This window comes from Nakamurella endophytica, from assembly GCF_014646215.1.
In the GTDB taxonomy this organism is placed as follows: domain Bacteria; phylum Actinomycetota; class Actinomycetes; order Mycobacteriales; family Nakamurellaceae; genus Nakamurella; species Nakamurella endophytica.
Window position 1 is genome coordinate 345,054 of record NZ_BMNA01000002.1, and the last position, 21,760, is coordinate 366,813.

The 21,760-nt window shown below is 76.1% G+C and carries 24 protein-coding genes; 11 read left to right on the top strand and 13 right to left on the bottom strand.

The window, feature by feature from the left end:
* Positions 1 to 67 precede the first annotated feature (67 nt).
* The 4 genes from IEY37_RS05120 to IEY37_RS05135 all read left to right on the top strand — a co-directional run bounded on the left by IEY37_RS05120 (position 68) and on the right by IEY37_RS05135 (position 2,755).
* On the top strand, positions 68 to 478 hold the full coding sequence (locus tag IEY37_RS05120) for an MmcQ/YjbR family DNA-binding protein (protein WP_188940437.1): 411 nt from the start codon (positions 68 to 70) through the stop codon (positions 476 to 478).
* A 163-nt stretch (positions 479 to 641) separates the two neighbouring features.
* Positions 642 to 1,397, top strand: coding sequence for an SGNH/GDSL hydrolase family protein (locus IEY37_RS05125; RefSeq protein ID WP_188940438.1), 756 nt, complete (start codon positions 642 to 644; stop codon positions 1,395 to 1,397).
* A gap of 195 nt (positions 1,398 to 1,592) precedes the next feature.
* Entirely contained in the window at positions 1,593 to 1,886 is a 294-nt protein-coding gene (locus IEY37_RS05130; protein WP_188940439.1) for a hypothetical protein, read from the top strand.
* 212 nt (positions 1,887 to 2,098) lie between these two features.
* Positions 2,099 to 2,755 carry an SGNH/GDSL hydrolase family protein gene (locus tag IEY37_RS05135; protein WP_188940440.1) on the top strand — a complete coding sequence of 219 codons (657 nt, stop codon included), beginning with the start codon at positions 2,099 to 2,101 and terminating at the stop codon, positions 2,753 to 2,755.
* A gap of 24 nt (positions 2,756 to 2,779) precedes the next feature.
* On the opposite strand, the gene IEY37_RS05140 is transcribed toward IEY37_RS05135, so the two are convergent.
* The 3 genes from IEY37_RS05140 to IEY37_RS05150 form a co-directional block, all read right to left on the bottom strand.
* A complete protein-coding gene (locus IEY37_RS05140) occupies positions 2,780 to 4,108 on the bottom strand; it encodes an MFS transporter (RefSeq protein ID WP_188940827.1) in 1,329 nt (442 codons plus the stop codon).
* 189 nt (positions 4,109 to 4,297) lie between these two features.
* Positions 4,298 to 5,581: an FUSC family protein gene (locus IEY37_RS05145; protein ID WP_188940441.1), complete on the bottom strand. Its 1,284-nt coding sequence runs from the start codon at positions 5,579 to 5,581 to the stop codon at positions 4,298 to 4,300.
* A gap of 230 nt (positions 5,582 to 5,811) precedes the next feature.
* Positions 5,812 to 7,251 carry an MFS transporter gene (locus IEY37_RS05150; protein WP_188940442.1) on the bottom strand — a complete coding sequence of 480 codons (1,440 nt, stop codon included), beginning with the start codon at positions 7,249 to 7,251 and terminating at the stop codon, positions 5,812 to 5,814.
* A 67-nt stretch (positions 7,252 to 7,318) separates the two neighbouring features.
* Here IEY37_RS05150 and IEY37_RS05155 point away from each other — a divergent pair, with 67 nt between their 5' ends.
* Positions 7,319 to 7,939: a TetR/AcrR family transcriptional regulator gene (locus tag IEY37_RS05155; protein ID WP_188940443.1), complete on the top strand. Its 621-nt coding sequence runs from the start codon at positions 7,319 to 7,321 to the stop codon at positions 7,937 to 7,939.
* Between the two features lie 75 nt (positions 7,940 to 8,014).
* Here IEY37_RS05155 and IEY37_RS05160 read toward each other — a convergent pair whose 3' ends face one another.
* Positions 8,015 to 9,622 carry a cation:proton antiporter gene (locus IEY37_RS05160; protein WP_188940444.1) on the bottom strand — a complete coding sequence of 536 codons (1,608 nt, stop codon included), beginning with the start codon at positions 9,620 to 9,622 and terminating at the stop codon, positions 8,015 to 8,017.
* 412 nt (positions 9,623 to 10,034) lie between these two features.
* On the opposite strand from IEY37_RS05160, the gene IEY37_RS05165 reads away from it, so the two are divergent.
* Positions 10,035 to 10,535, top strand: coding sequence for a hypothetical protein (locus IEY37_RS05165; protein ID WP_229673902.1), 501 nt, complete (start codon positions 10,035 to 10,037; stop codon positions 10,533 to 10,535).
* Between the two features lie 122 nt (positions 10,536 to 10,657).
* Here IEY37_RS05165 and IEY37_RS05170 read toward each other — a convergent pair whose 3' ends face one another.
* Both IEY37_RS05170 and IEY37_RS05175 read right to left on the bottom strand, forming a co-directional pair.
* A complete protein-coding gene (locus IEY37_RS05170; protein ID WP_188940445.1) occupies positions 10,658 to 11,107 on the bottom strand; it encodes a hypothetical protein in 450 nt (149 codons plus the stop codon).
* A complete protein-coding gene (locus tag IEY37_RS05175) occupies positions 11,104 to 12,207 on the bottom strand; it encodes a DNA glycosylase AlkZ-like family protein (protein ID WP_188940446.1) in 1,104 nt (367 codons plus the stop codon). Before IEY37_RS05175 ends, IEY37_RS05170 begins: the two co-directional genes overlap by 4 nt.
* A gap of 127 nt (positions 12,208 to 12,334) precedes the next feature.
* On the opposite strand from IEY37_RS05175, the gene IEY37_RS05180 reads away from it, so the two are divergent.
* A complete protein-coding gene (locus IEY37_RS05180; RefSeq protein WP_188940447.1) occupies positions 12,335 to 12,595 on the top strand; it encodes a DUF8836 family protein in 261 nt (86 codons plus the stop codon).
* Positions 12,596 to 12,751: 156 nt separating this feature from the next.
* On the opposite strand, the gene IEY37_RS05185 is transcribed toward IEY37_RS05180, so the two are convergent.
* The 5 genes from IEY37_RS05185 to IEY37_RS05205 form a co-directional block, all read right to left on the bottom strand.
* The gene (locus tag IEY37_RS05185) at positions 12,752 to 13,897 is read right to left on the bottom strand and encodes a geranylgeranyl reductase family protein (RefSeq protein WP_188940448.1); all 1,146 of its coding nucleotides are present in this window, start codon (positions 13,895 to 13,897) and stop codon (positions 12,752 to 12,754) included.
* Between the two features lie 22 nt (positions 13,898 to 13,919).
* Complete coding sequence (locus tag IEY37_RS05190) at positions 13,920 to 14,312, bottom strand: hypothetical protein (protein ID WP_188940449.1); 393 nt, start codon at positions 14,310 to 14,312, stop codon at positions 13,920 to 13,922.
* Positions 14,313 to 14,425: 113 nt separating this feature from the next.
* Entirely contained in the window at positions 14,426 to 15,067 is a 642-nt protein-coding gene (locus IEY37_RS05195) for a response regulator transcription factor (protein ID WP_188940450.1), read from the bottom strand.
* A gap of 13 nt (positions 15,068 to 15,080) precedes the next feature.
* Positions 15,081 to 16,220 (bottom strand): sensor histidine kinase, encoded by a 1,140-nt coding sequence (locus IEY37_RS05200; RefSeq protein WP_229673906.1) that lies wholly within the window; start codon positions 16,218 to 16,220, stop codon positions 15,081 to 15,083.
* Positions 16,221 to 16,276: 56 nt separating this feature from the next.
* Positions 16,277 to 16,987 (bottom strand): sensor domain-containing protein, encoded by a 711-nt coding sequence (locus IEY37_RS05205; protein ID WP_188940451.1) that lies wholly within the window; start codon positions 16,985 to 16,987, stop codon positions 16,277 to 16,279.
* 299 nt (positions 16,988 to 17,286) lie between these two features.
* Here IEY37_RS05205 and IEY37_RS05210 point away from each other — a divergent pair, with 299 nt between their 5' ends.
* Positions 17,287 to 17,790, top strand: coding sequence for a mycothiol transferase (locus tag IEY37_RS05210; RefSeq protein WP_188940452.1), 504 nt, complete (start codon positions 17,287 to 17,289; stop codon positions 17,788 to 17,790).
* Between the two features lie 54 nt (positions 17,791 to 17,844).
* Here the strand turns inward: IEY37_RS05210 and IEY37_RS05215 are convergent, their stop codons facing one another.
* Entirely contained in the window at positions 17,845 to 18,963 is a 1,119-nt protein-coding gene (locus IEY37_RS05215; RefSeq protein ID WP_188940453.1) for an undecaprenyl-diphosphate phosphatase, read from the bottom strand.
* Positions 18,964 to 19,238: 275 nt separating this feature from the next.
* On the opposite strand from IEY37_RS05215, the gene IEY37_RS05220 reads away from it, so the two are divergent.
* The 3 genes from IEY37_RS05220 to IEY37_RS05230 are packed head-to-tail and all read left to right on the top strand — an operon-like array spanning position 19,239 to position 20,675.
* Positions 19,239 to 19,595: an ArsR/SmtB family transcription factor gene (locus IEY37_RS05220; RefSeq protein ID WP_188940454.1), complete on the top strand. Its 357-nt coding sequence runs from the start codon at positions 19,239 to 19,241 to the stop codon at positions 19,593 to 19,595.
* Entirely contained in the window at positions 19,592 to 20,092 is a 501-nt protein-coding gene (locus tag IEY37_RS05225; protein WP_188940455.1) for an SRPBCC domain-containing protein, read from the top strand. Before IEY37_RS05220 ends, IEY37_RS05225 begins: the two co-directional genes overlap by 4 nt.
* Positions 20,079 to 20,675 carry a maleylpyruvate isomerase family mycothiol-dependent enzyme gene (locus IEY37_RS05230; RefSeq protein ID WP_188940456.1) on the top strand — a complete coding sequence of 199 codons (597 nt, stop codon included), beginning with the start codon at positions 20,079 to 20,081 and terminating at the stop codon, positions 20,673 to 20,675. Before IEY37_RS05225 ends, IEY37_RS05230 begins: the two co-directional genes overlap by 14 nt.
* A gap of 58 nt (positions 20,676 to 20,733) precedes the next feature.
* Here IEY37_RS05230 and IEY37_RS05235 read toward each other — a convergent pair whose 3' ends face one another.
* On the bottom strand, positions 20,734 to 21,747 hold the full coding sequence (locus IEY37_RS05235) for a zinc-dependent alcohol dehydrogenase (RefSeq protein ID WP_188940830.1): 1,014 nt from the start codon (positions 21,745 to 21,747) through the stop codon (positions 20,734 to 20,736).
* Positions 21,748 to 21,760: the final 13 nt, after the last annotated feature.

The window sequence follows — 21,760 nt, forward strand, 5'->3', positions numbered from 1 at the left end:
GCCGTCCGCGGCGGGGACGTCCTGCGTCCGGCTCGCCGGCCCCGGCCGGCCTGGCTAGGGTGTCGCCATGGCCGGGTGGGCGGACGTGCGCCGGCTGGCGCTGGCGCTGCCCGGCACCAGCGAGCACGTGTCCTGGGGGCACGCGCACTGGCGGGTGCGGGACCGTGGCTTCGTCTGGGAGCGCCCGCTGGGGCGGACCGACCGGGAGGCGCTGGGCGCCGGAGCGCCCGACGGCCCGATCGTCGCCGCGCGGGTGCCCGACGAGGGCGTTCGGGCGGCGCTCGTCGCCGAACAGCCCGACATCTATTTCACCATCCTGCACTTCGCCGGCTTCCCGGCCGTGCTCGCCCGGCTGGACCGGCTCCCGATGCCCGAACTCGAGGAACTCGTGGTGGAGGCATGGGTGGACCGCGCGCCGGCGCGGCTGCGTCGCGAGTACCTCGCCGGGCGGGACCGGGCGGGTGAGGTCCGGGACTGAGCCTGCCGCCCAGCGGCGCCGCGCCCGACGCCGGGGCCGGCACCCAAACCGCGTCGGAGCCGCGTCGGAGCCCGACCCGGTCCCGCGCACCGGTCGGCCCGCACCGTCACCGACACTGGTCCCGCCGGCGTCGCAGACCGCCGGGCCGGGTCGGGAGGTGCGCGTGCGGTACGTGGCGATCGGTGACAGCTTCACCGAGGGGGTGGGCGACGAGCGCCCGGACGGCACGCCGCGGGGCTGGGCCGACCGGGTTGCCGCCGGTCTGGCCGCGGCCGGTGAGCCGGTGCAGTACGCCAACCTCGCCATCCGGGGACGCCTGCTGGAGCCCATCGTCACGGACCAGCTCGAGGCCGCACTCTCCCTGGACCCGCTGCCGACCCTGCTGTCGTTCAACGGCGGCGGCAACGACATGCTGCGGCCCCGCGCCGACATGGCGCGGCTGGCCCGGTGGACCGAGCAGGCCGTCCGGCGGTGCCTGGACGCCGGCGTCGAGGTGCTGCTGCTCAGCGGAGCGGACCCGTCGGACCGGCTGCCGTTCGGCCGGGCCGTGCGCCGGCGCGGCGAGGAACTGACCGCGGCCGTCCGGGAGCTGTCGGCCCGGGACGGCATCCGGTTCGTCGACATGTTCCACGACACCGAGATCCGGCGGCCCGGCTACTGGTCGGCGGACCGCATCCACCTCGGCCCGGCCGGCCACCAGCGGGTGGCCGAGGCGGTCCTCGCGGCGCTGGGCCACCCGGCCGCCCCGGGCGACGCCGTCGCCGCCGGGTCCGCACCGCCGCCCGGTGGCGTGCGCACCGAGCTGCGCTACTACCGCAGCCACGTGCTGCCCTGGGTCCGCCGCCGCCTCCGGGGAACCTCCAGCGGGGACACGCGGCTGGCCAAGCACCCCGACTGGGTCACCGTCGACCCGGCCTGATCGCGGGCTCGTCCGGGGTCGGGAGCGTGCGACGCCCGACGGCGCGCGCCGGTCCCGGTGGCGCTCTGGTCACGGCCGCGACCGGTGACCGCGGTGACGGCACCGACCGCACCGACCGCGGTGACCGCGGTGAGGGCGGTGACCGCCCGGACGGCGGGGAACCGGATCGCCGGGCACCGCACGGGAGGTCCGACTTTGGGCAGGTCCACCACACCGGCCGTCGCCGCGTCCGGCAGCTGGACGGACCCGGACGGCGTCCGGATGCCCGCCGGCGAGGTCCACGCGTGGACGCACGGGACCAACCAGACGGTCTGCGGCCTGGCGCTGAGCCGCGCGTCGCTGCTGCGCTTCCCGCACGTGCCCTGGACCGAGGTGCAACCGGCGACCGGTGCGGACGCCGACCGGGTGCAGCGCGTCTGCCCGCGCTGCCAGGCCGCCGCCGGTGGCCGGCCGCGGCGGGGCTGGACCCGGCACGACCCGCGGCCCTGACGGCGCGGGGGACGCCGAGCCCGCCGGAGAGGCTCCCGGTGTCCCGGCACCGACCGTCCCGCGCGGGATCCTGCAGGGCGGGCCCTGCTGCCGCCGCCGGTCTGGCCCCGGTGTACGAACGACGGATCGCGGGCAGGCCCGACGACGGCCCGCCGACGCCCGGCGGCCCCGCCCGGTGCGGCCCCCGCAGGACGTCGGACGAGGAGACCTCCGTGGACCCCAGGACCGTGCTGTGCTTCGGCGACTCGCTGACGTGGGGGTGGGTGCCCACCGAGCAGGGTGCGCCGAGCCGGCGGTACGGCCGCGGCGTCCGCTGGACCGGGGTCTTGGCGGACCGTCTCGGCCCGGGGTACGCGGTCGTCGAGGAAGGTCTGAACGGGCGGACGACGACCGCCGACGACCCGCTCGATCCGCGGCTGAACGGCTCGGCCCACCTGCCCGCCGCGCTGGCCAGCCACCTCCCGCTGGACCTGGTCGTGCTGATGCTCGGCACCAACGACAGCAAGGCCTACTTCCACCGGACCCCGTTCGACATCGCCACCGGCATGGCCGCTCTCGTCGGGCAGGTGGTGTCCGCGGCCGGCGGTGTCACCAGCTACCCGGCACCCGAGGTGCTGGTGGTCGCCCCGCCGGCCCTGTCCGCGATGCCGGATCCGTGGTTCCAGGAGGTGTTCCGCGGCGGCGAGGAGAAGACCCGGCAGCTGGCGCAGGTGTACCGGGCGATGGCCGAGTTCGCCAAGGTGCCGTTCTTCGACGCCGGGTCGGTGATCACCACCGACGGCGTGGACGGCGTGCACTTCACCGAGGAGAACAACCGCGTGCTGGGCGAGGCCCTGGCGACGGTCGTCGTCGACGTGCTCGCCGACTGACCCGCCGGCCGGCGGCGGCACCGGTCAGCCGCCGGCGGCGGCCCGGTCCACCCGGCGCAGCGACCGGTCGGCCACCGTCACCATCAGGAACAGCGACGCCGCCGCCAGCATGACGACGGCCAGCTCGTGCAGCCCGTGCGTGTCGGCGCTGGCACCGAACGCCGCGCCGCCGGCCGACGAGGCCAGCATGGCCCCCAGGTACAGGAACGTCCGGAGCAGCCCGGCGGAGGCGCCGATGCGCGCCGGGTCGGCCTGGTGGTACAGCGTGTTCTGGATGGCGAGATTGGTCAGCCCCTGCGGGATCCCGAGGAGGGCCGCGATCCCGACGAGGAACACCACAGCGGCCCCGGGGTGCACGAACAGCAGCAGCACGCACACCACCACCTGCCCGACGGCCCCGACCAACAGCTTGGCCCGGATCTCCGGGCGCCGGCCGGTGAGCGTGGTGACCAGCATGCCGATGCCGAACGTCGGCAGCAGCACCAGCCCGGCCGCCGTCGCGCTCAGCCCCCGGCCGTCCTCGAGCCACTGCGTGAAGCCGTAGACGAAGGAGTAGCTGACCGTCGCCGCCGCCACCGCCCGCAGGTAGGTCAGCAGCAACGGCACGTTGCCCGCGAAGACCCGGACGTCGACGAACGGTTCCCGGCAACGCAGCTCGCGGACGGCGAAGGCCGCCCCGGCGACGACGGCCAGACCGGCGAGCCAGAGCCGGGCCACCCGCAGGTCCACCAGGAACAGCAGCAGCGCGAGCAGGGTCGCGGCGAACAGCAGCACACCCGGGACGTCCAACCGTTCCCGCTCGCCGCCGGCGTCCAGGACTGCGCCGCGGGGCAGCACCCGGGCGCCGAGCACCAGGCAGGCCAGCGACAACGGCACGTTGACGGCGAAGGTTGCGCGCCAACCACCCAGCGCGATCAGCAGGCCGCCGAGTGCGGGACCGACCACCGCGACGGTCTGGGTGGACAGCGACAGTGCCGTCAGCACCCCGGCCGGGCTGCTGCGGCCGGTGCGCCGGGCCTCGCTGCGGATCAGGTACATGGCCGACGGGTACCCGGCGCAGGTGCCCAGGCCCAGCACGACCCGGGCCACGACCAGCACGCCCAGCGACGGGGCGAGCATGCCCAGCACGCCGGCGATCCCGGTCAGCGCGGTCCCCACCAGGTACAGCGGGCGGGGGCCGTGGAGGTCGACGAGCCGGCCGACCAGCGGTTGACCGATCGAGGTGGCCAAATACAGCGCGGAAATCAGCCAGGCGGTGTGTGCGGCGGTGGCGTCGAACGCCGCGGCGATCGGCACCAGCGCGACGGCGATGATCGAGGTGTTGATGGGGTTGAGGACGGCGCCGAGCATCATCGGCGGCAGCAGCCGCCGGTCGAAGGACTCCGCTCCGGCCGCGGGCGCGGTCACGCCGACCGGGGCGCCGGACGGTGACCGTGCCGCGGCGCCGGGGCCGGCCGGCGCCCCGGGAGCGCTGCCGGCGACATGATCGACAGGCTAACCGCGCCGCCACCGTCGACGCGGGCCGGTCTCCCCGCCGGCGCCTCAGGCCTCACCCGGCTGGCCCGGGCGCTCCAGGTCCAGCTGCCGCAGCACCTGGTCGACGGCGGCCAGCACCGAGCCCTGCAGGATCCACAGGTCGGTCCGCTCCCGAGGATCGATGTCCACGATCATCAGTTCGGCCAGCACCGCCCGGGTCTCCCGCACCACCTGCAGCAGGCGGTCGAGGGACTCGTCCACGCGTCCGGCGCCACCGGTCCCGTACTCGGCGCCGACCAGGTCGCCGAAGGTGCGCAGCCCGGTCGCCAGGTCGTCCAGCACGACGGCGAAGGCACGTCGCAGGTCCGCGCCGGGCGACCCCTCGTCCACCGGGTCCGCTGGGTCCACTGTTTCCACTGGGTCCGCTGGGTCCGCCGGGTCAGCCGCCACGGTGCCCGCGGGGCGGTCCGCCGCGGCGTCGCCGACCGACCCCTGCCGGGCGACCACCACAAGCAGCGCGCGTTCGGCCGCCAGGCAGCGGTCGAGCCGGGCCAGCGCGGTGCGCAGCCCCGGGTGCACCTTCGCCACGGTCAGCGCGCGCGGATTGAGCCGCCGGCGCTCCTCGATCTCCTGGACGGCGGACGCCGCGGCGGTGCTGTCCGCGTCGATGTCGTCCGTCCACGCCAGCCAGGCCGCGACCTCCTCGGGGTCCGGGGGCCGGTCCCCCAGCGTCAACGCCACCTCGTCGAGCAGCGCTGCCTGCGACCGGGCGATCCGGCGCACGGCGTCGCTGGCGCCGGCGTTGGGGATGGCGACCGGGACCAGCAGGCTGAACGCGATCCCGACGGCGGTGCCGACCAGGGTGTTGGCGACGCGGACCTGCGCGGCCAGGTCCGGGGACGACACCGCCAGGATCAGCATGGCGCTGATCGGCGCCTCCAGCGACTGCTCGCCCAGCCGCAGCACCTTGGCCAGCACGAGCGCCGCGGCGATCGCCAGCGCCAGGCTCCACCAGGACAGCCGGATGGCGCTGGCCAGCCCGACCGCGACCAGCACGCCGGTCAGCACCGCGCCGACCCGGACCAGGCCCATGTACAGGGTGCCGACCGTCGACGCCTGCACCACCAGCAGAGCGGTGAGCGGCGCTGTGAGGTCCTGCAGACCCGGGGACAGCGCCTCGGCGACCACGTAGGCCACCACCGACGCCGCCGTCAACCGGGCGATCTGGGTCGCCGCCGACCCCACCCGCCGCGGGACCTCGGACCAGGTGGCCGGCAGCAGCGGCCACACCCACCGCAGGGCGCGGCGCCGGACCGCCCGGCTCAGGGCCTCCCATCGCACACTGACCACCACGGGACGAGAAGGGTTGCACGCGTGGCGGTCACCATAGTCCGCCGGCCACCGGACGTCGGACGGGGCGCGTCCGTGGCCGCCGGCGCGGGACGGGCCGACCCGGTCGTGCCGGCGCCACCGGTCGGTGGGGGGCCGGGGCCGGTCCTCGACGACACCGCGGGGCCGCGCCGCTCCCCGGTGGACGGGGGCGACGCGGCCCTGCAGGTGCACCCGCCGGTGCGTCCGGGTCAGGCCCCGACCAGCTCCGCGGGCATCGCGCCGGCGGCCGTTGTCGCGGTGGCTCCGGCAGCCGCGCGGCGTCGGGCCGGCAGCAATACGGCGATCACCGCGGCCAGGGCGACGGCGGCGGCACCCACCACGACCGCCGGGCGGGCGGCGTGCACGTACCCGTCCGGCGTCAGCTGCCCGCCGGCACCGGTGAACACCGCCGTCAGCACCGCGACGCCCAGCGCGACGCCCACCTCGCGCAACGTGGCGTTGGTGCCGGACGCCTTGGCGTGGTCCTCGGGCCGCATGGTGGCCAGCACCGCGGTGGAGGACGGGGCGAAGATCAGACCCATCCCGACGCCGGCCAGCAGGAAGCCCGGCACCATCTCGGCGAAGCGCGCGTCCGGGGACATCACCAGCGCCGTCGCCAGGATCCCGGCCGCCAGCAGCACCGATCCGGCGACGACCAGCAGCCGGGTGCCGATGCGCGGTCCGAAGACGCCGGCCAGCGGCGCCACCACCATCGGCGCCAGGGTCCACGGCATCGTCATCACGCCGGCCTCCAGCGGCGTGCGGTGCTGCACCACCTGCAGGAACTGCACCAGGATGAAGACGGCACCGAACGCGCCGAACGAGAAGGTGACGCCGACCAGGTTGATCACCGTGAAGCTGCGGTCGCGGAACAGCCGTAATGGCAGCATGGGCGCGGCGGCGCGGCGCTGCCGCAGCAGGAACAGGCCGAGCGCCAGCGCCCCGCCGCCCAGCGAACCGAGCACCTGCGCACTGGTCCAGCCCGCGTCGTTGCCGCGGACGACGCCGAAGACGACACCGAACACCCCGATCGCCGCGAGTGCCGCCCCCGGGACGTCGGCGCGGACCCTGGCACCGAAGCCGTTCGGCAGCGCGGCCGCGGCCAGCGCCACGGCCACCACGCCGACCGGGACGTTGAGCCAGAAGATCGCCTGCCAGTTCCAGCCCTCGACGACCGCCCCGCCGACCAGCGGTCCGACCGCCACACCCAGACCCGAGACACCGCCCCAGATGCCGATGGCCAGCGACCGCAGCCGCGGCGGGACGGACGCCGCCACCAGGGTCAGTGACAGCGGCATGACGGCGGCCGCCCCCGCACCCTGCAGCGCCCGGGCGAGGACGAGCACCGTCGAGTCCGCGGCGAGCGCGCAGGCGGCCGAGGCCGCGGTGAATAGGGCGATGCCGGCGACGAACACGGTGCGCCGGCCCCACCGGTCGCCCAGGTCGACGGCGAGCAGCATCAACGAGGCGAAGGCGAGCGTGTAGGCGTTGGTGATCCACTGCAGCTGGGTGACGGAGGCGCCGAGATCCGCGTGGATCACCGGCAGCGCGCTCGTCACCACGAGGTTGTCGAGGGTGGCCATGAACATCGGCAGGGACGCCGCCGCGATGGCGAGCCACACCGGTCGGGACCGTGGGTGCTGGGACATGCGGACCTCTCGTTGGTAATCCGATGATTACTTGGGACGTTAGTAATCCGCTGATAACCTGTCAAGCGTGGTGGTCGAGAGCCTGTCCGGACGCATCCCCGCCGAGCAGCGGCGCGAGCAGATCCTGGATGCCGCGATCGAGCAGTTCGGCCTCTCCGGGTACGCCGGCACCACGACCGACCAGGTCGCGCGCGCCGCCGGGATCAGCCAGCCGTACGTCGTGCGGATGTTCGGCTCCAAGGAGCGGCTGTACGTGGCGGCGGTCGAGCGTGCCCGGGACGCGGTGCTCGACGCCTTCCGGGCGGTGCTGGCCGCGCCGGCGGCGGAACCCGACGGCCACCTGATGGCCCGGCTCGGCGCCGCGTACATCGACCTGGTGCAGGACCGCGGGATCCTCCGCATGCTCATGCAGGGCTTCCTCGGCGGCGCCGACCCCGTCGTCGGCCCGGTGGCCCGCGCGGGCTTCCTGGAGATCTACCGGATGCTGCGGGACGAGGCCGGCCTCGCGGCGGCCGACGCCGTGGACTTCCTGGCGCACGGCATGCTCTACAACACGCTGCTCACGCTGGCCCTGCCCGAGGCGGCCGACGACACCGGCCGCGAACTGCTCGAGTGCGCCTTCGGCGCCAAGCTCGACCTGGTGCTGCGGGCCGTCGGTCCGGGCTCCGGCTCGTCCGGTCGCGCCTGAGCTCGAGGTCCGGCCCGCCCGGTCGGCTGCGGTTCCCGGCCCGGCCCGCTCCGCCGGTCGACGGCGCACGCCCGGTCACCCGGCGGGGTCGTCCTGCAGCTCCAGCACGATCTGCTGGGCGTCGACCGCGGCCAGGGCCGCGGCGAGGGCATCGGCGTCGAACGCCCCCTCGTCCCGGGCGTCGAGCAGTGCGCTGCGCTGCGCGACCAGCCGGGCCAGCGCCGGGCGGTCCGACGGCTCCGGGACCGGCACGGCGTCCAGCAGTGCCTGGATCTGCGCGCGCTGGGTCCGTCCGACCTCCGGATCGGCCGTCGTCGGCCGGATCCAGCGGACGAAGGCGGCCAGCGTGCCGCCCTGCAGCAGCAGCGACAGGGTCGCCACGGCGAAGGCCACCAGCACCAGCAGCGACCGGTGCGGCGTGTCGTCCGGCAGGGTCTGGGCGGCGGCCACGGTCACCGCGCCGCGCATGCCGGCCCAGACGAGCACCCCGCCGTCGCGCCAGCCCAGCGGCGTCCGCAGGAAGTACTCGATGTCGGCCAGCATCCGCCGGGCGCGGGCGGACCAGCGCTGCACGTCGAACCGTCGCCGGCTGCCGCGTGCGGCGAAGCGTTCGGCCCACAGCTCGGCGGTCCGCGGATCCTCGACCGCCCTGGCGGCGCCCGCCAACCGGGATTGCAGGCGCCGCCGCCGTTCGGCGCGCCGCCGCAGCCTGGTGACCAGCGGGGCGACGTAGAGCGCCCGCACGGCCAGCACCAGGACCAGGGCTCCGCCCGCCACCAGCACCGCGGCGGCCACCCCGGGTCGCTCGTCGCCGACCTCGCCGAGCACCGCCGACAGCTCGAGCCCCATCAGGAGGAAGACCGCACCCTCGAGGACCAGCTCGACGGTCCGCCAGTTCTGCGTGTCGGACAACCGGTGCAGCGGCGACAGCAGGCGCGGCCCCCGCCGACCGGTGACGATGCCGGCGGCCACGGCGGCCACCAACCCGGACGCCCCGACGGCTTGGGCGGGCACCGATGCCAGGAACGGCACGGTGAACGAGAGCACCGTGTTCACCGTGGCGTCGGAGGTCCGGGCGCGCACGCGGAGGTTGACCCTGCTCACCACCACGCCGATGACGGTCGCCGCGGCGACCGCCCAGGCGAACCGGCCCACCGTGGTCCAGAAGGAGAACGAGCTGCTGACCGCCGCGATCGCGGTGCGCAGCAGCACCAGGGCGGTCGCGTCGTTGAGCAGGCTCTCGCCCTCGAGCATGGCCATCACCCGGGACGAGACGCCCACCCGCCGGGCGATCGAGGTGGCGACGGCGTCCGTCGGGCTGATGATGGCGCCGAGCGCGATGCCCCAGGACAGCGCGAGGCCGGGCACCACCCAGTGCAGGTAGAAGCCGACGGCGACGGACGTCAGCACGACGAGCACCACGGACAGGCTGCCGATCGGCGCGAACTCGCGGCGGAAGTTCATCGCCGGCAGCGAGGCCGAGGCGGCGTACAGCAGGGGCGGCAGGACGCCCGCGAGGATCCACTCGGGGTCGACCCGGACCTCGGGGGTGACCGGGACCAGGCTCACCACGATGCCGACGACGACCAGCACCAGCGGCGCGGCGATGCCGAACCGTGCACTGACCATGCCGCTGCCGCCGATGGCCAGCAGGGCCAGCACGCCGACGACCAGCAGCTCCACCGTGCCCTCCCCGGGTGACGGCGCACCGGCGGGCGCCTGTCCGGCACCGTAGCGACCAGCACCCCCGCGACCGGCCCCGACCGGCCATCGACCCACCACCGTCCGGCCGCGTCGCGGCGCGGACGGCCGGCGGGCGCGCGGCGGTGGCCGCCGACCTCACCGGCGCGGGAGCGGCGGTGCTGTCCGGTCGGCTCCCGGCTTGACGCCCCGTGCCGATTGCCGGGCTGCGGCGAACGGTTTCGGGTGGCGTCCGGCACGGAACCGTGCCGGGGACGGGGCGATGTCCGCAGCGGCCGGCACGGCCGGCATGGCCGGCGCCGTAGACGGTGCGGCGCCGTGCGGGTGGCGCCGTGCGGGTGGCGCCGTCCCCCGCGTCCCGGACCACCGACGCGCCACCCGGAACGGAGACACCGTGACCCACTCGCCCCGCCGACCGGCCCAGCTGGGGATCGCCGCCCTCAAGGGCGTGGTAGCCGGGCTCGCCGGTGTCGCCGTCATGACCGCCGGCGAGAAGGTCGAGCAGTCGGTCACCCACCGTCCTGATTCCTACGTCCCGGCCCGGGCGTTGCGGACGCTGCTCGGCCGCCCGGCCGGTGACGCGGACCGCCGGCCCGGCTGGAACCACGCCCTGCACTGGGGCACCGGTGCCCTGCTCGGAGCCGTCGGCGGTGTGTGGGCCGCCGTGGGGTTGCGGGGACCTCGCGCCTGGGCCGCGCACGCGGTGGTCCGGCTCGCCTTCGACCAGACGGTCGAGAACGCCACCGGTGTCGGCGCGCCGCCCCGCACCTGGCCGGTGCGGGAGCAGGTGGTCGACGTGCTGCACAAAGCCGTCTACTCGCTGGTCACCTCGATCGCTGCGGAGCGGCTGGTGCCGCCGGCGCTGCAGAGCGCCCGGGGCACGGTCAGCCACTGAGCACCGGGGCGGCTGCCCGTCCGCCCGGCGCTGACAGCCGCCGAGGTCGTCCGCGGTCGCAGCACGATCGTGCCCGGCAAGGCCTACCGCGGGCCGGTCCAGGGGTGCCGGATGGCAGCGGGTCAGTCCGTCAGGCCCATCCGTTCCCGCCGGTACGCGGCCAGCGCGGTACGCAGGACCTCGGCGAGCCGCCCGGCCGACTCGGCGTCCGGGAGGTCGACCGCCCAGGACCGCCGGCCGGAGCCCGGTACCCGTACCGCCGCGCCGGACCCGCTGTCCACCGAGACGTCCGGCTCGAGGTGACCGAACGGCAGCGTGATCACCTCCCACCGCGGCCGGATACCACCGGAGCCCCGGCCGAGGACCAGCTTCCGGTCGGTGACCAGCACCACGACGGTGCCGTCGAACAGGACCCGTTCCGGCCCGGTCTCCCGGACCGCCGACCCGACGTGGCGGGCGTGCACCGCCTCGTCGTCCTCCAGATACCGCAGCACGGCGGCCCGCTCACCCTTGGCCGGCTTCTGCCGGCCGAGTGCGGCGTCGTAGCCGGCCGGTCCGGCGGGCACCGTCACTCGGTCACCACATCGGTGAGCCGGGCACCGCGGGTGGCGGCCAGCCGCTCCGCCTGTTCCGCGACCGCGGCGGTGACGGCGGCCGCGATCCGTTGCCACGGCTGCACCCGGACGCGGAGCCGACGGCCGGACAACTGTGGCCGCCAGGTCCCGGCCACCGTGACGTCGCCGCCGGCCGCGACCAGCACGGCACCCGGCCGGCCGAGCACCGGCCAGAGCTCCGCGCGCCGCTGCTCGTCGGGCACCAGCAGCTCGCGGTCGCGCAGCTGCAGGAACGGGTCGAACGGCCCGAGCAGCCGGACCACCGGCCCGGCCGGCCCGGCGCCGGACTGTGAGCCGGGCAGCTGCCACCGGGCCTCCCCGTCGATCTCGACCTCCACGGCGTCGGTGGGCCAGCGCACCCGGACCTCGTCCACCCGGGCGTCCAGGTAGGCGGCGACCTGCGCGGGAGTGGCGGGACCGAGAGCCCGCAGCACCGCCCGGACGACGTCCAGCCGCTCGGGTACCCGCCGGGCCGGCGCGAGTCCGGCCACCGGCACCAGGACCGGGGGCGAGGACCCGGGGCGCAGTTCCAGCGCCGCCCGCAGCGCCGCCAACCGGAACGGCATCTCGTACAGGTGCACCGCGCGGCACGGGCGGCACTGCCGCAGGTAGGGGGCCGGGAGCCGCTCGGCGAGCCGGCGGGAGACCTCGCCCTTGACGGTCGGCTCGCCGGTGACGGCCCGCATCTCGCCGGCGATGGTGTCCAGCGCCTCGAGGATGCCGATGCCCGCCGCCTTGAGCGGCTTCGCCGCGTCGTAGATCCGCTTGCCCGCGTCGGCGTCGGAGAACGGTTGCGTGGCGGCGGCCACCCCGGCCAGGTCGGCGCGGCGGTAGACGTGCGGGGCGCCGCGCACGGTCCACACCGTGGCCAGCCGCGGGTCGGCGAGGTCGACGTCCGCTCCGCGCTGGGCCAGCGCCCACCGGGCACCGTCCGGCCCGGTGTCCTGCACCCCGAGATCCAGCGCCGGCACCTCCGCCACGTCCCGCGGCACGCCGTCGAGCCCGGTGGCGGCCAGCCGCTCGGCGAGCGCCTCGGCACGGGACATCGTCGGGACCATGGCCACACCGTAGGAGACGGCACCGACCACCGCCACGACCGGCCGCCGGACCGGTTCCTGACCCGGAAATACCGCTCTGACCTGCGGCGTTGCACCAGGCGGAGAACAAAGAAGGCAAGGAGGAACCGTGAAGGGTGATCGGGTGGAGATCGTCGTGGACGCGGGTGGCAGCACCCGGACATTCGAGGTCGAGGCGACGCGCGCCGGCCGCAGGGTCGACGTGCGCCACGGGCGGGGCCTGGTCGAGGTGACCGAGCTGACCCGCGGCGGCACCGCGGTCCGGACGGCTCGGTTCCTCGCCGGCCGGGTGATCGCGCTGGTCGAGCACCCCGCCGCCGACCCCGCACTGCAGGACGACGAGGTGACGCCGCTGCGGCGGTCCGCGTGACCCGTGGGGCGGTCCTGACCGGCGCCGTCCGACGGCCCGTTCGGGCCGCACCGGCTCCGGGCGGCGGGGTCGGGCGCCGTCGACCGCAGGGCGAGCAGGACGTACCGCCGACCGGACGGGCGACCGCGCTGCAGGACCGGGCTTGCGGCCGCGGGATCAGCGGAAGCGGGCCGACACCAACCCGCGCAGGGTCCGCGCCGTGAGCAGTCCGTCCGTCAGGCCCAGGTCGACCAGGTCGTCGAAGGCGCGCTCGTCCCGGGCGGCGGCGGCGACGCCCGCGTCGATCACCCACGGCCGCCGGCCCAGGGCGGCGGCCACGTCGGTGTGCCGCAGGTGGCGGGACAGCGCCGAGCGCACGGACCGTCGGTACAGCCGCCCGGCCGCCGGGCCGTGCACCGCAGCGCGCCCGGCGAGCACCCCGGACAGCACGGCGTAGTAGATGCCCTCGCCGGTCAGCGGGTTGATCAACGACTGGGCATCCCCGGCGAGCAGGACCCGTCCCTCCCGCACGGCCGGCCGGCCGGTGGACAAGGGCAGGCGGTGGCCGCGGACGTCGGTGATGCCGTCGGCCGCGCCGGGCAGCAACCGGTCGAGCTCGGCGAGCAGGTCCGCCCGCCCGACCGGCGGACCGTGCAGCAGGTGGCCGTACCCGACGTTGGCCCGGCCGTCGCCGAGCGGGAACGACCAGGCATAGGCCGGCCACCGGCGGCGCGACATGGTGATCACCTGGACGTCCCGCCGGTCGGCGGGCACCGGGGCGTAGCCGCGGATTGCGACGGCCACCTGGTCCGGGCGGTTGGCCGGGACCCCGGCGAGCCGGCGCACCACGGACTCCGCGCCGTCCGCCCCGATCACCACGCGGGCGCGCAGGCTGCCGTCCACGAGCACGCCGTCGCCGCTCACCTCGAGCGAGCGGACCCGGTGGCGGCGCAGCGGGATGCCGCGGCCCAGCACATCCGCGACCAACCGGGCGTCCAGCACCTGCCGCGGGACGACGTGGGCCGGACGGCCCAGCCGGCCGCCGGCCACGGCGCCGCCCGGCGAGGTCAATTGCAACCGGTGCACCGGCGGGAAGCCGGCGGTCAGCGCTGCGACGTCGAAGCCGACACCGGCCAGCACGTCGAACACCTCGTCCGCGACGCCGTCGCCGCAGACCTTGTCGCGCGGGAACCCGGCCCGGTCCAGCAGCAGCACGCGGGCGCCCGGACGGGCCGTCACGGCCGCCGCCGCAGCGGCGCAGCCGGCCGGCCCGGCGCCGACCACGACGACGTCCCACACCCCCTCGGCCGCGGACTCCTGCACCGCAGCGACGATACGGGGACGGTCAGGGCTGCTCCCGCCGCAGCAGGTCCGCCACCGGGTTCGGAACGACGACCACGGCGGCGCGCTCGGCGTCGGCCGGGTCCGGACGCACCAGGACCTCCGACGGGCGCACCTCGACCAGCAGTACGGGCCGCCACGTCCAGCCGGGCGCCGGGCGACGCACGTCCAGCGCGACACCGCGGTCGATCACCGCCGGCAGCAGGCACCACCACCGGGCCGCCAGGACCGACAACCCCTGCCGGTCGAGCATGTCCTCGGCCTCGGCCCGGGGCCGCGCGTCGGCGAGCGGGCTGCCCAGCAGGGTCACCGGGACGGCGCTGCCGTCGGCGACCAGGTCGAGGAAGCCGACGTGCTCTCCGTCGGCGCGGCGGTAGGGGTGGCGGGTCACCGGCACGGGCCGCGAGTCTGCCCAGCGTCGCGCTCCGCCGCGACCGGATTGTTGCGGGGGTCGCAGTTCCGCGGGTGTCGCGAGCCGGCGGCCTTGCCGCGCTGCCGGCGGCGCGCCGCTCAGCGGCGCAGATAGGTCAGCACGGCGCGGACCCGCCGGTGCTCGTCCGCGGAGGGCTCCAGCGCGAGCTTGCCGAAGATGTTGCCGATGTGCTTCTCGACGGCGCCCGGCGAGACCACCAGCCGGGTGCCGATGGCCAGGTTCGACAGCCCCTCGGCCATCAAGGCCAGCACCTCGGTCTCCCGGGGCGTCAGGTCGCCCACCGGTGACCTCCGTCCGCGGGCCATCAGCTGCGCGATGACCTCCGGGTCGATCGCCGTGCCGCCACGGGCCACCCGGCGCACGGCGTCCAGGAAGTCCGCCACGTCGGCCACCCGCTCCTTGAGCAGGTAGCCCACTCCCCCGCTGCCCGAGGACAGCAGGTCCAGGGCGTAGCTCTCCTCGACGTACTGCGACAGCACGAGCACGGGCAGCCCCGGCACCTCGGTGCGGGCCCGCAGCGCCGCGCGCAGTCCCTCGTCGGTGAAGGTCGGCGCCATCCGGACGTCCACGACGGCCAGGTCCGGCCGGTGGGCGACGACCGCGTCGACGAGCGCGTCGCCGTCCCCGACGGCCGCCACGGTCTCGATCCCGTCGTCGGCCAGCAGCCGTTCCACCCCGGCACGGATCAGGACCGCGTCCTCGGCGATCACCACCCGCACCGGCCGCCCCCCGTCACCACGTGCACGGCAGGTCGGCCCGCACCACGGTCGGCCCGCCGGACGGGCTCACCACGGTCAGCGCCCCGTCGATGGTGGCGGCCCGGTCGGCGAGGCCGGCGAGGCCGCCGCCGGGCCGGACCGCCGCACCGCCGTGGCCGTCGTCGGTCACCTCCACGACCACCCGGTCGTCGGTGCGCCAGACCCGCACCTGCGCCGACAGCGCTCCGGAGTGCTTGGCCACGTTGGTCAGCGCCTCGCCGACGATGAAGTACGCCGTGGTGTCCACCGCGGCCGGCGGCCGCGGGTCGAGGGCGACGTCGACGTGCACCGGCACCGGCGAGCGGGCGGCCAGCGAGGACAGGGCGGCGTCGAGCCCGCGGTCGGCCAGCACCGCGGGGAAGATGCCGCGGGCCAGGTCGCGCAGCTCGGCGACGGCCAGCTTGGCGTCGGTGTGCGCCTCGCCCACCAGGCCGCGGGCGGCCGCCGGGTCCGTGTCGAACTTCGCCCGCGCCCGGCCCAGGTTCACGGCCACGGCGACCAGCCGCTGCTGGGCGCCGTCGTGCAGGTCCCGCTCGATGCGGCGCCGTTCGGCCTCCGCGGCCTCGACGCCGCGGGCCCTGGCCGTCTGCAACCGCTCGGCCCGCCGCTGCATCCGGTCGGCCCGGCTCGGACCCAGCAGCGCCAGCGCCAGGTGCGAGTGCAACCACGCCACCCACGGCAGCACCCACACGGCGATCGGGACCAGCACGACGCCCAGGGCGGCCAGGACGAACTCGACGACGCCCAGCGGGAAGCCGACGAGGACGTAGGCCGCGGCCCGCCAGGTCGCCGGATCCGTGACCCGGTCGCGCCACCGGCGGAGCACGCCGGCCGCCGGCGGCTCGGGCGCGGGCTCGGCCAGCGGCGTGCCGAGCAACCGCCGCACCCAGCGCCGCTCCGTCCTGGCCAGTGCCAGGGTCGCCGCGGTGGTGGCGACCAGGACCGGGATGCCGACCCAGACGACGGTGGTGGCGACGCCGACGACCGTGCCGGTCAGCAGCAGGACGAACCCGGCGATCCGCAGCGGCAGGCTCAGCAGCAGGAACGCCGCGGCCCGGACACCTCCGGGCCGCGGCACCGCCGCCGCGGTGACGACCGGGTCGGGGACGCGCACGGCCCGATTGTGTCGCGGACGGTCCGCCGGTGCGACGAACAGCGGCACGCCGACGTTCACGGCCGCCGTCCCAGCAGGGCCGCCGCCAGCCGGGCGTGCGCGACCGCGAGCAGGGGCGTACCGCGGACGGCCAGGGCCACCACCAGCAGCCCCGCACAGGACCACGGCAGCGCCGACCACGCGGAGTCGACGGTGAGCCAGTGGAACGTCGTCCCGTCCGGACCGAGGTGCACGCCGCCCTCGGGCAGGAAGCGGTACCAGACGGGCAGCACCAGCAGGGACAGGCCGACGGACCACACCGTCACGACCGCCGTGAACTCGGCGATACCCAGCGGCAGCAGCAGGACCGCGAGGTAGAGCAGGTCACGCCAGGTGGCCGGGTCGGTGGCGCGGGACCACCAGCGCCGGGCGGCGCTGCCGGGCGGGGCCGCCCGGTACGGCGACCCGACGCGGCGGCCGAGTACGGTGGCGGCGCGGACCCGTTCCAGCCGCGCCAGACCGCGGGTGGCCGACAGGCCCAGCACCAGCAGCGGCAACCCGAGCCACACGGCGGCCGAGGCGACACCGGCGGTGAACAGCAGGACGGTCACGACGAAGGCGACGACACCCACCGGCAGCGTGAGCAGCACGTAGGCGGAGGCGGTCACCGGGCCGGGCAGCTCGGACCGATCCGCGGCGACGGGCCGGACCTGCCGGGTCGTGGCGGACAGCGGCACCGACACGGCCGGGTGGACGGGACGGGCGGGGTGCGTGGTCGGCGATGTCATGCGACGAGCCTGTCGGGACGCCGGTCCCCGGACCATCCGGTGGGCCACCGTCGTGGGGGTAGGGACAACCCCACCCCGCCCCGGCCAGTGAGCGCTGCAGCGCCGCAGCTCTGGAGCGCTGTGAGCGCTGGGAGCGCCGGGGCGACGGCACGCCGCACCGCGGCGGGCAGCCGCGCCGATGCCGGCCGGACCCGGGGCGGTGCGTCGGTGCCCACCACCCCGGCGCCGCCGCAGGAGGGGACCTGCGAGGCTGGGCGGGCGGGTCGACCGGTCCGCGCCGCCATCGATCGGGGGGACCCATGAACGCCGTCGAGCTGCTCCTGGACGCATTCGGCCGCATCCGGGAGGAGGTGCACGGGGTCCTCGACGGGGCGGACGCCGCGGCGCTGACCCACCGGCCCGGCGCCGACGCGAACACCCCGGCCTGGCTGGTGTGGCACCTGACCCGCGTGCAGGACGACCATGTCGCGGACGTCGCCGGCGTGCAGCAGGTCTGGACCCGCGACGGCTGGGCCGGCCGGTTCCAGCTGCCCTTCGCCGACTCGGCCACCGGCTACGGGCAGTCGGCGGACGAGGTGGCCGCCGTGCAGGTGTCGGCGGACCTGCTGGCCGGGTACCACGACGCGGTGGCCGAGGCCACGGCCGGATACCTGCGCGGCCTGGCCGAGGACGACCTCGACCGGGTGGTCGACGAGGACTGGGACCCGCCGGTCACCCTCGGCGCCCGGCTGGTCAGCGTGCTGTCCGACGACCTGCAGCACGTCGGCCAGGCGGCGTACGTGCTGGGGCTGTCCCGGGGCTGAGCCGCCGGAGCACCCGCCAGCCGGGCGCCCGTCGCGGTCGGCGCCGGTCGGGGGTCAGCGCACGGCGAGCACCACCAGCGCGGCGGCGCCGGCCAGGAGGCAGTAGACGGCGAACGGCACCAGGGTGCGGGTGCGGAACCAGCGGTCCAGGAAGCGCACGGCCGCGTAGGCGCAGACGAAGGACGCCACGCTGCCCGCGGCGACCGGTCCGCCGATGCCGGCACCCAGCGGACCGAACAGGTCGGGGAGCTTCAGCACGCCGGCGGCCAGGATGACCGGCGTCGCCAGCAGGAACGAGAAGCGGGCGGCGTCCCGGTGCGAGAGGCCGCGGGCCAGTCCGGCGACCATCGTGGCGCCGGACCGGCTGATGCCCGGCAGCAGCGCGAGGATCTGGGCGCAGCCGATCCACAGGACCGTCGGCAGCCCGAGCCGCGCGAGCCGGAGATCGGCGGCCGCGTCCAGCGCCCGGCCCTCCGGGCCGCCGGCCGGGACCTCCGCGGGATCGACCGGGACCCGGACCGCTCCCGCGCTCCCGCGCCGCTCGGCGGATGCGGCACCGGCCCGGGAGGCAGTCGCATCCACGCCCGCATCCACGCCCGCATCCGCGCCCGCATCGACGCCCGCATCGACGCCCGCATCGACGCCCGCATCCACGCCCGCTTGCCCGCCCGCGACGCCGTCGGCCACGCGGAGACCCGGGTCCCGTCGCCGCAGACGCTCGCCGAGCAGCAGCACCCCGCCGTTGGCGACGAGGAACGCCGCCGCGGGCACCGGCCGGCCGAGCACCGTGCGGAACAGGTGCTCGAGCAGCAGGCCGGCCACGCCGACCGGCACGGTCGCAGCGACGAGCAGCCACGCCAGCCGCTCGGCGTCGGAGCGGATCCGGCGGTGCCGCAGCGAGGTGACCAGCCCGGCGAGGATCCGCACCCAGTCCCGCCAGAAGAACAGCACCAGCGCGGCAGCGGTCGCCACGTGCAGCCCGACGATGAACGCCAGGTACGGCGACTCGGGCCGGGAGACGTCGAGGTCGGTGGCCCAACGACCGCCGACGAGGGCGGGGACGAGGACCGAATGGCCAAGGCTGGACACCGGGAACAGCTCGGTGAGTCCCTGCAGGGCACCGATCGCCACGGCTTCCCCGTAGCCGAGCCCGGACGAGCCGAGATCGCTCACCGGAACCCGTCCGCTCCGGCGGTCGTCCGCCGCCCCGCGCCTGCCGTCCGTGCTGCGCAAGTCAACCGTCGCTCCCTCCACCGGATGCCGCCGACCCGCGCCGCGGTCGTCAGCCTTTCACTACCGACGGGATAGTACGACTGGGATGTAGGACGATCGTGAGGCGACCGTTCCCGACGCCGTCGCACCGACGACCGAGATCTCGTCAACCGACAGGTTGACATCAGCGATGCACGGCGGCATCCTCGTCATCAACCACCAGGTTGAGGAGTGCGGTGACCGACCAGTTGTCGAGGGTGTTGGCGGCTCTGGCGGATCCCATCCGCCGCGACATGGTGGCGCGGCTGACGGAGGGCGACGCCACCGTCGGTCAGCTGGCCGCCGGCTACGACGTCTCGGTGCAGGCGGTGTCCAAGCACCTCAAGGTCCTGCAGGGCGCCGGGGTCGTCAGCCGCGGCACCGGCTCGCCGCGCCGACCCGTGCACCTGGAGGCCGAGGTCTTCGACCTGATGACGAAGTGGATCGAGCGGTACCGCCGGCAGGCGGAGCAGCGGTACCGGCGGCTCGACGCGATCCTCGCGGCGATGCCCGACGACGTCCGTCCCGACCTTCCGACCGGGAGCCCGACATGACCACCAGCCCGTCCACCCGGACCCACACCGAGGCCCGCATCGAGGCCGACCCCGACCTTCCCGTCGTCCGCATCACCCGGGACTTCGCGGCGACCCCGGCACAGCTGCTGCGGGCGCACACCGACCCAGAACTCTTCGCCCGCTGGGTCGGCCCCGACGGGATGCGGACCCGCATCGTGCACTGGGACGCCCGCTCCGGCGGCAGCTGGCGCTACGTCGCCGAGGGTCACGGCGGCGAGTTCGGGTTCCACGGCTGCTTCCACGAGATCCGGCCGGACCGCATCGTGCAGACCTTCACCTTCGACGGCGAGCCGGACGGGGTGGCGCTGGAGACCCTGGTGTTCGAGGACCTCGGCGACGGGCGCACCCGGCTGCACGCCCAGTCGCTGGTGGACAGCTTCGAGGGCCGGGACGCCTGGCTGCGCAGCGGCATGGAGGTCGGCGTCGACCAGGGGTACGCCAAGCTCGACGCGCTGCTCGGCGATGTCCCTGCCTGACGACCCGGCCGAGCGCCACCGCGCGGTGGCGGGCCGGTTCACCACCCTGGTCCTGGCCACCACGGACTGGGACGCGCCCAGCCCGGTGCGCGAGTGGCAGGCCCGGGACGTCGTCGGTCACCTGGCCGGGTGGCTGCCCGGTCTGCTGGACAGCGGCGCCGGGATCCGGCTGCGGCCGGGGCCGTCCGCGGAGGACGACCCGGCCGGCGCGTGGCAGGTGCTGTCGACGCAGGTGCAGGAGGTGCTCGACGACGCCGTCGCGGGGGCCCGGTTGCTGACCAACCCCTACCTCGGCGAGCTTCCGGTGGCCGAGGCGGTCGACCGGTTCTACACGTCCGACGTCTTCCTGCACAGCTGGGACCTGGCCAGGGCCGGCGGCCTGGACGACCGGCTCGACCCCGAGGTGTGCGCCGACCTGCTGGCCGGGATGGAGCCCCTGGCCGACGTGCTGTACGCGTCCGGTCAGTACGGGCCGCCGGTCGCGGTCCCGGCCGACGCCGGGGTGCAGGACCGGCTGCTCGGCCTGATCGGCCGGGACCCGGCCTGGCGACCACCGGCACCGCCGGGATCCGTCGGGCGGTGAGCACGGCGGTGCACGGCGTCCCCGGCGGCGAGAGCCGGAACGCCACGGGTCCGACCGGTCAGCGCCGCGGGTCGATGTGGATCTTCGGGCCGGCCCCGGCGTCGTCGGGACGCCAGCCCGCCAGCACGTCGGCCGCGCGGTCCAGCGGCACGGTGGCGCCGACGAGCGGTTCGGGGTCGACCGAGCCGTCGGCGAAGGCGGCCACCGTGCGGGCCATGACGGGCGATCCCGACAGCTGACCGCGCACGGTCACGTCCTTGAACACCGCCTCCCGGGTGTCGACGGTGCTCGGGCTCCCGGACAGCCCGATCAGCACGACGGTGCCGCCGGGTTCGACGATCTCCAGGGCCCGGGCCGGCACCTCGGGTCCGCTCGACGTGTCGACGACGAGCTGGTACGCCGAGTCCTGCGCGTGGGCCAGCCCCCCGGTCGACGCGACGCCGAGACCCGCGGCCAGCCGTAGTCCGGCCGAGGACCGGCCGAACACGTGGACCTCCGCTCCCCCGGCCACGGCGAACGCCGCGGCGAGGAGGCCGATGGTGCCGGGACCCACCACGGCGACCCGGGCGCCGGTGAGGTCGCCCGAGGACAGCACCGCCCGGGCGGCGTTGCCCGCCGGTTCCACCATGGCGCCGGCCGTGTCCGACACCCGGTCCGGGAGCCGCTGCAGGCTGCTGGCCGGCACCAGCACCTGTTCGGCCACCGCCCCGTCCCAGCCACCCAGCACGCCGACCTCGTACCGGTGGGCGCACACGTGCTGCAGGCCGCGGCGGCAGCGGTCGCAGTGCCCGCAGCCGAGCATGGTGTCCCCGGTGACGCGGCGGCCGAGCCACTCCGGTCCGACGCCGTCGCCGATCGAGGCCACGGTCCCGGCCCACTCGTGCCCCGGCCGCAGCGGGTACCAGGCGGCACCGCTGACCAGGTGCGGCATGGTGCCGCGGTAGGAGGCGACGTCGGTGCCGCAGACGCCGACCCGGTGCACGTCCACGACGACCTGCCCCGGACCCGCCTCGGGCACCGGGACCCGCTGCACCTCCGCGGCGTCCGGGCCGGTGAGCACGAGGGCACGCATCGTCTGCACGCCG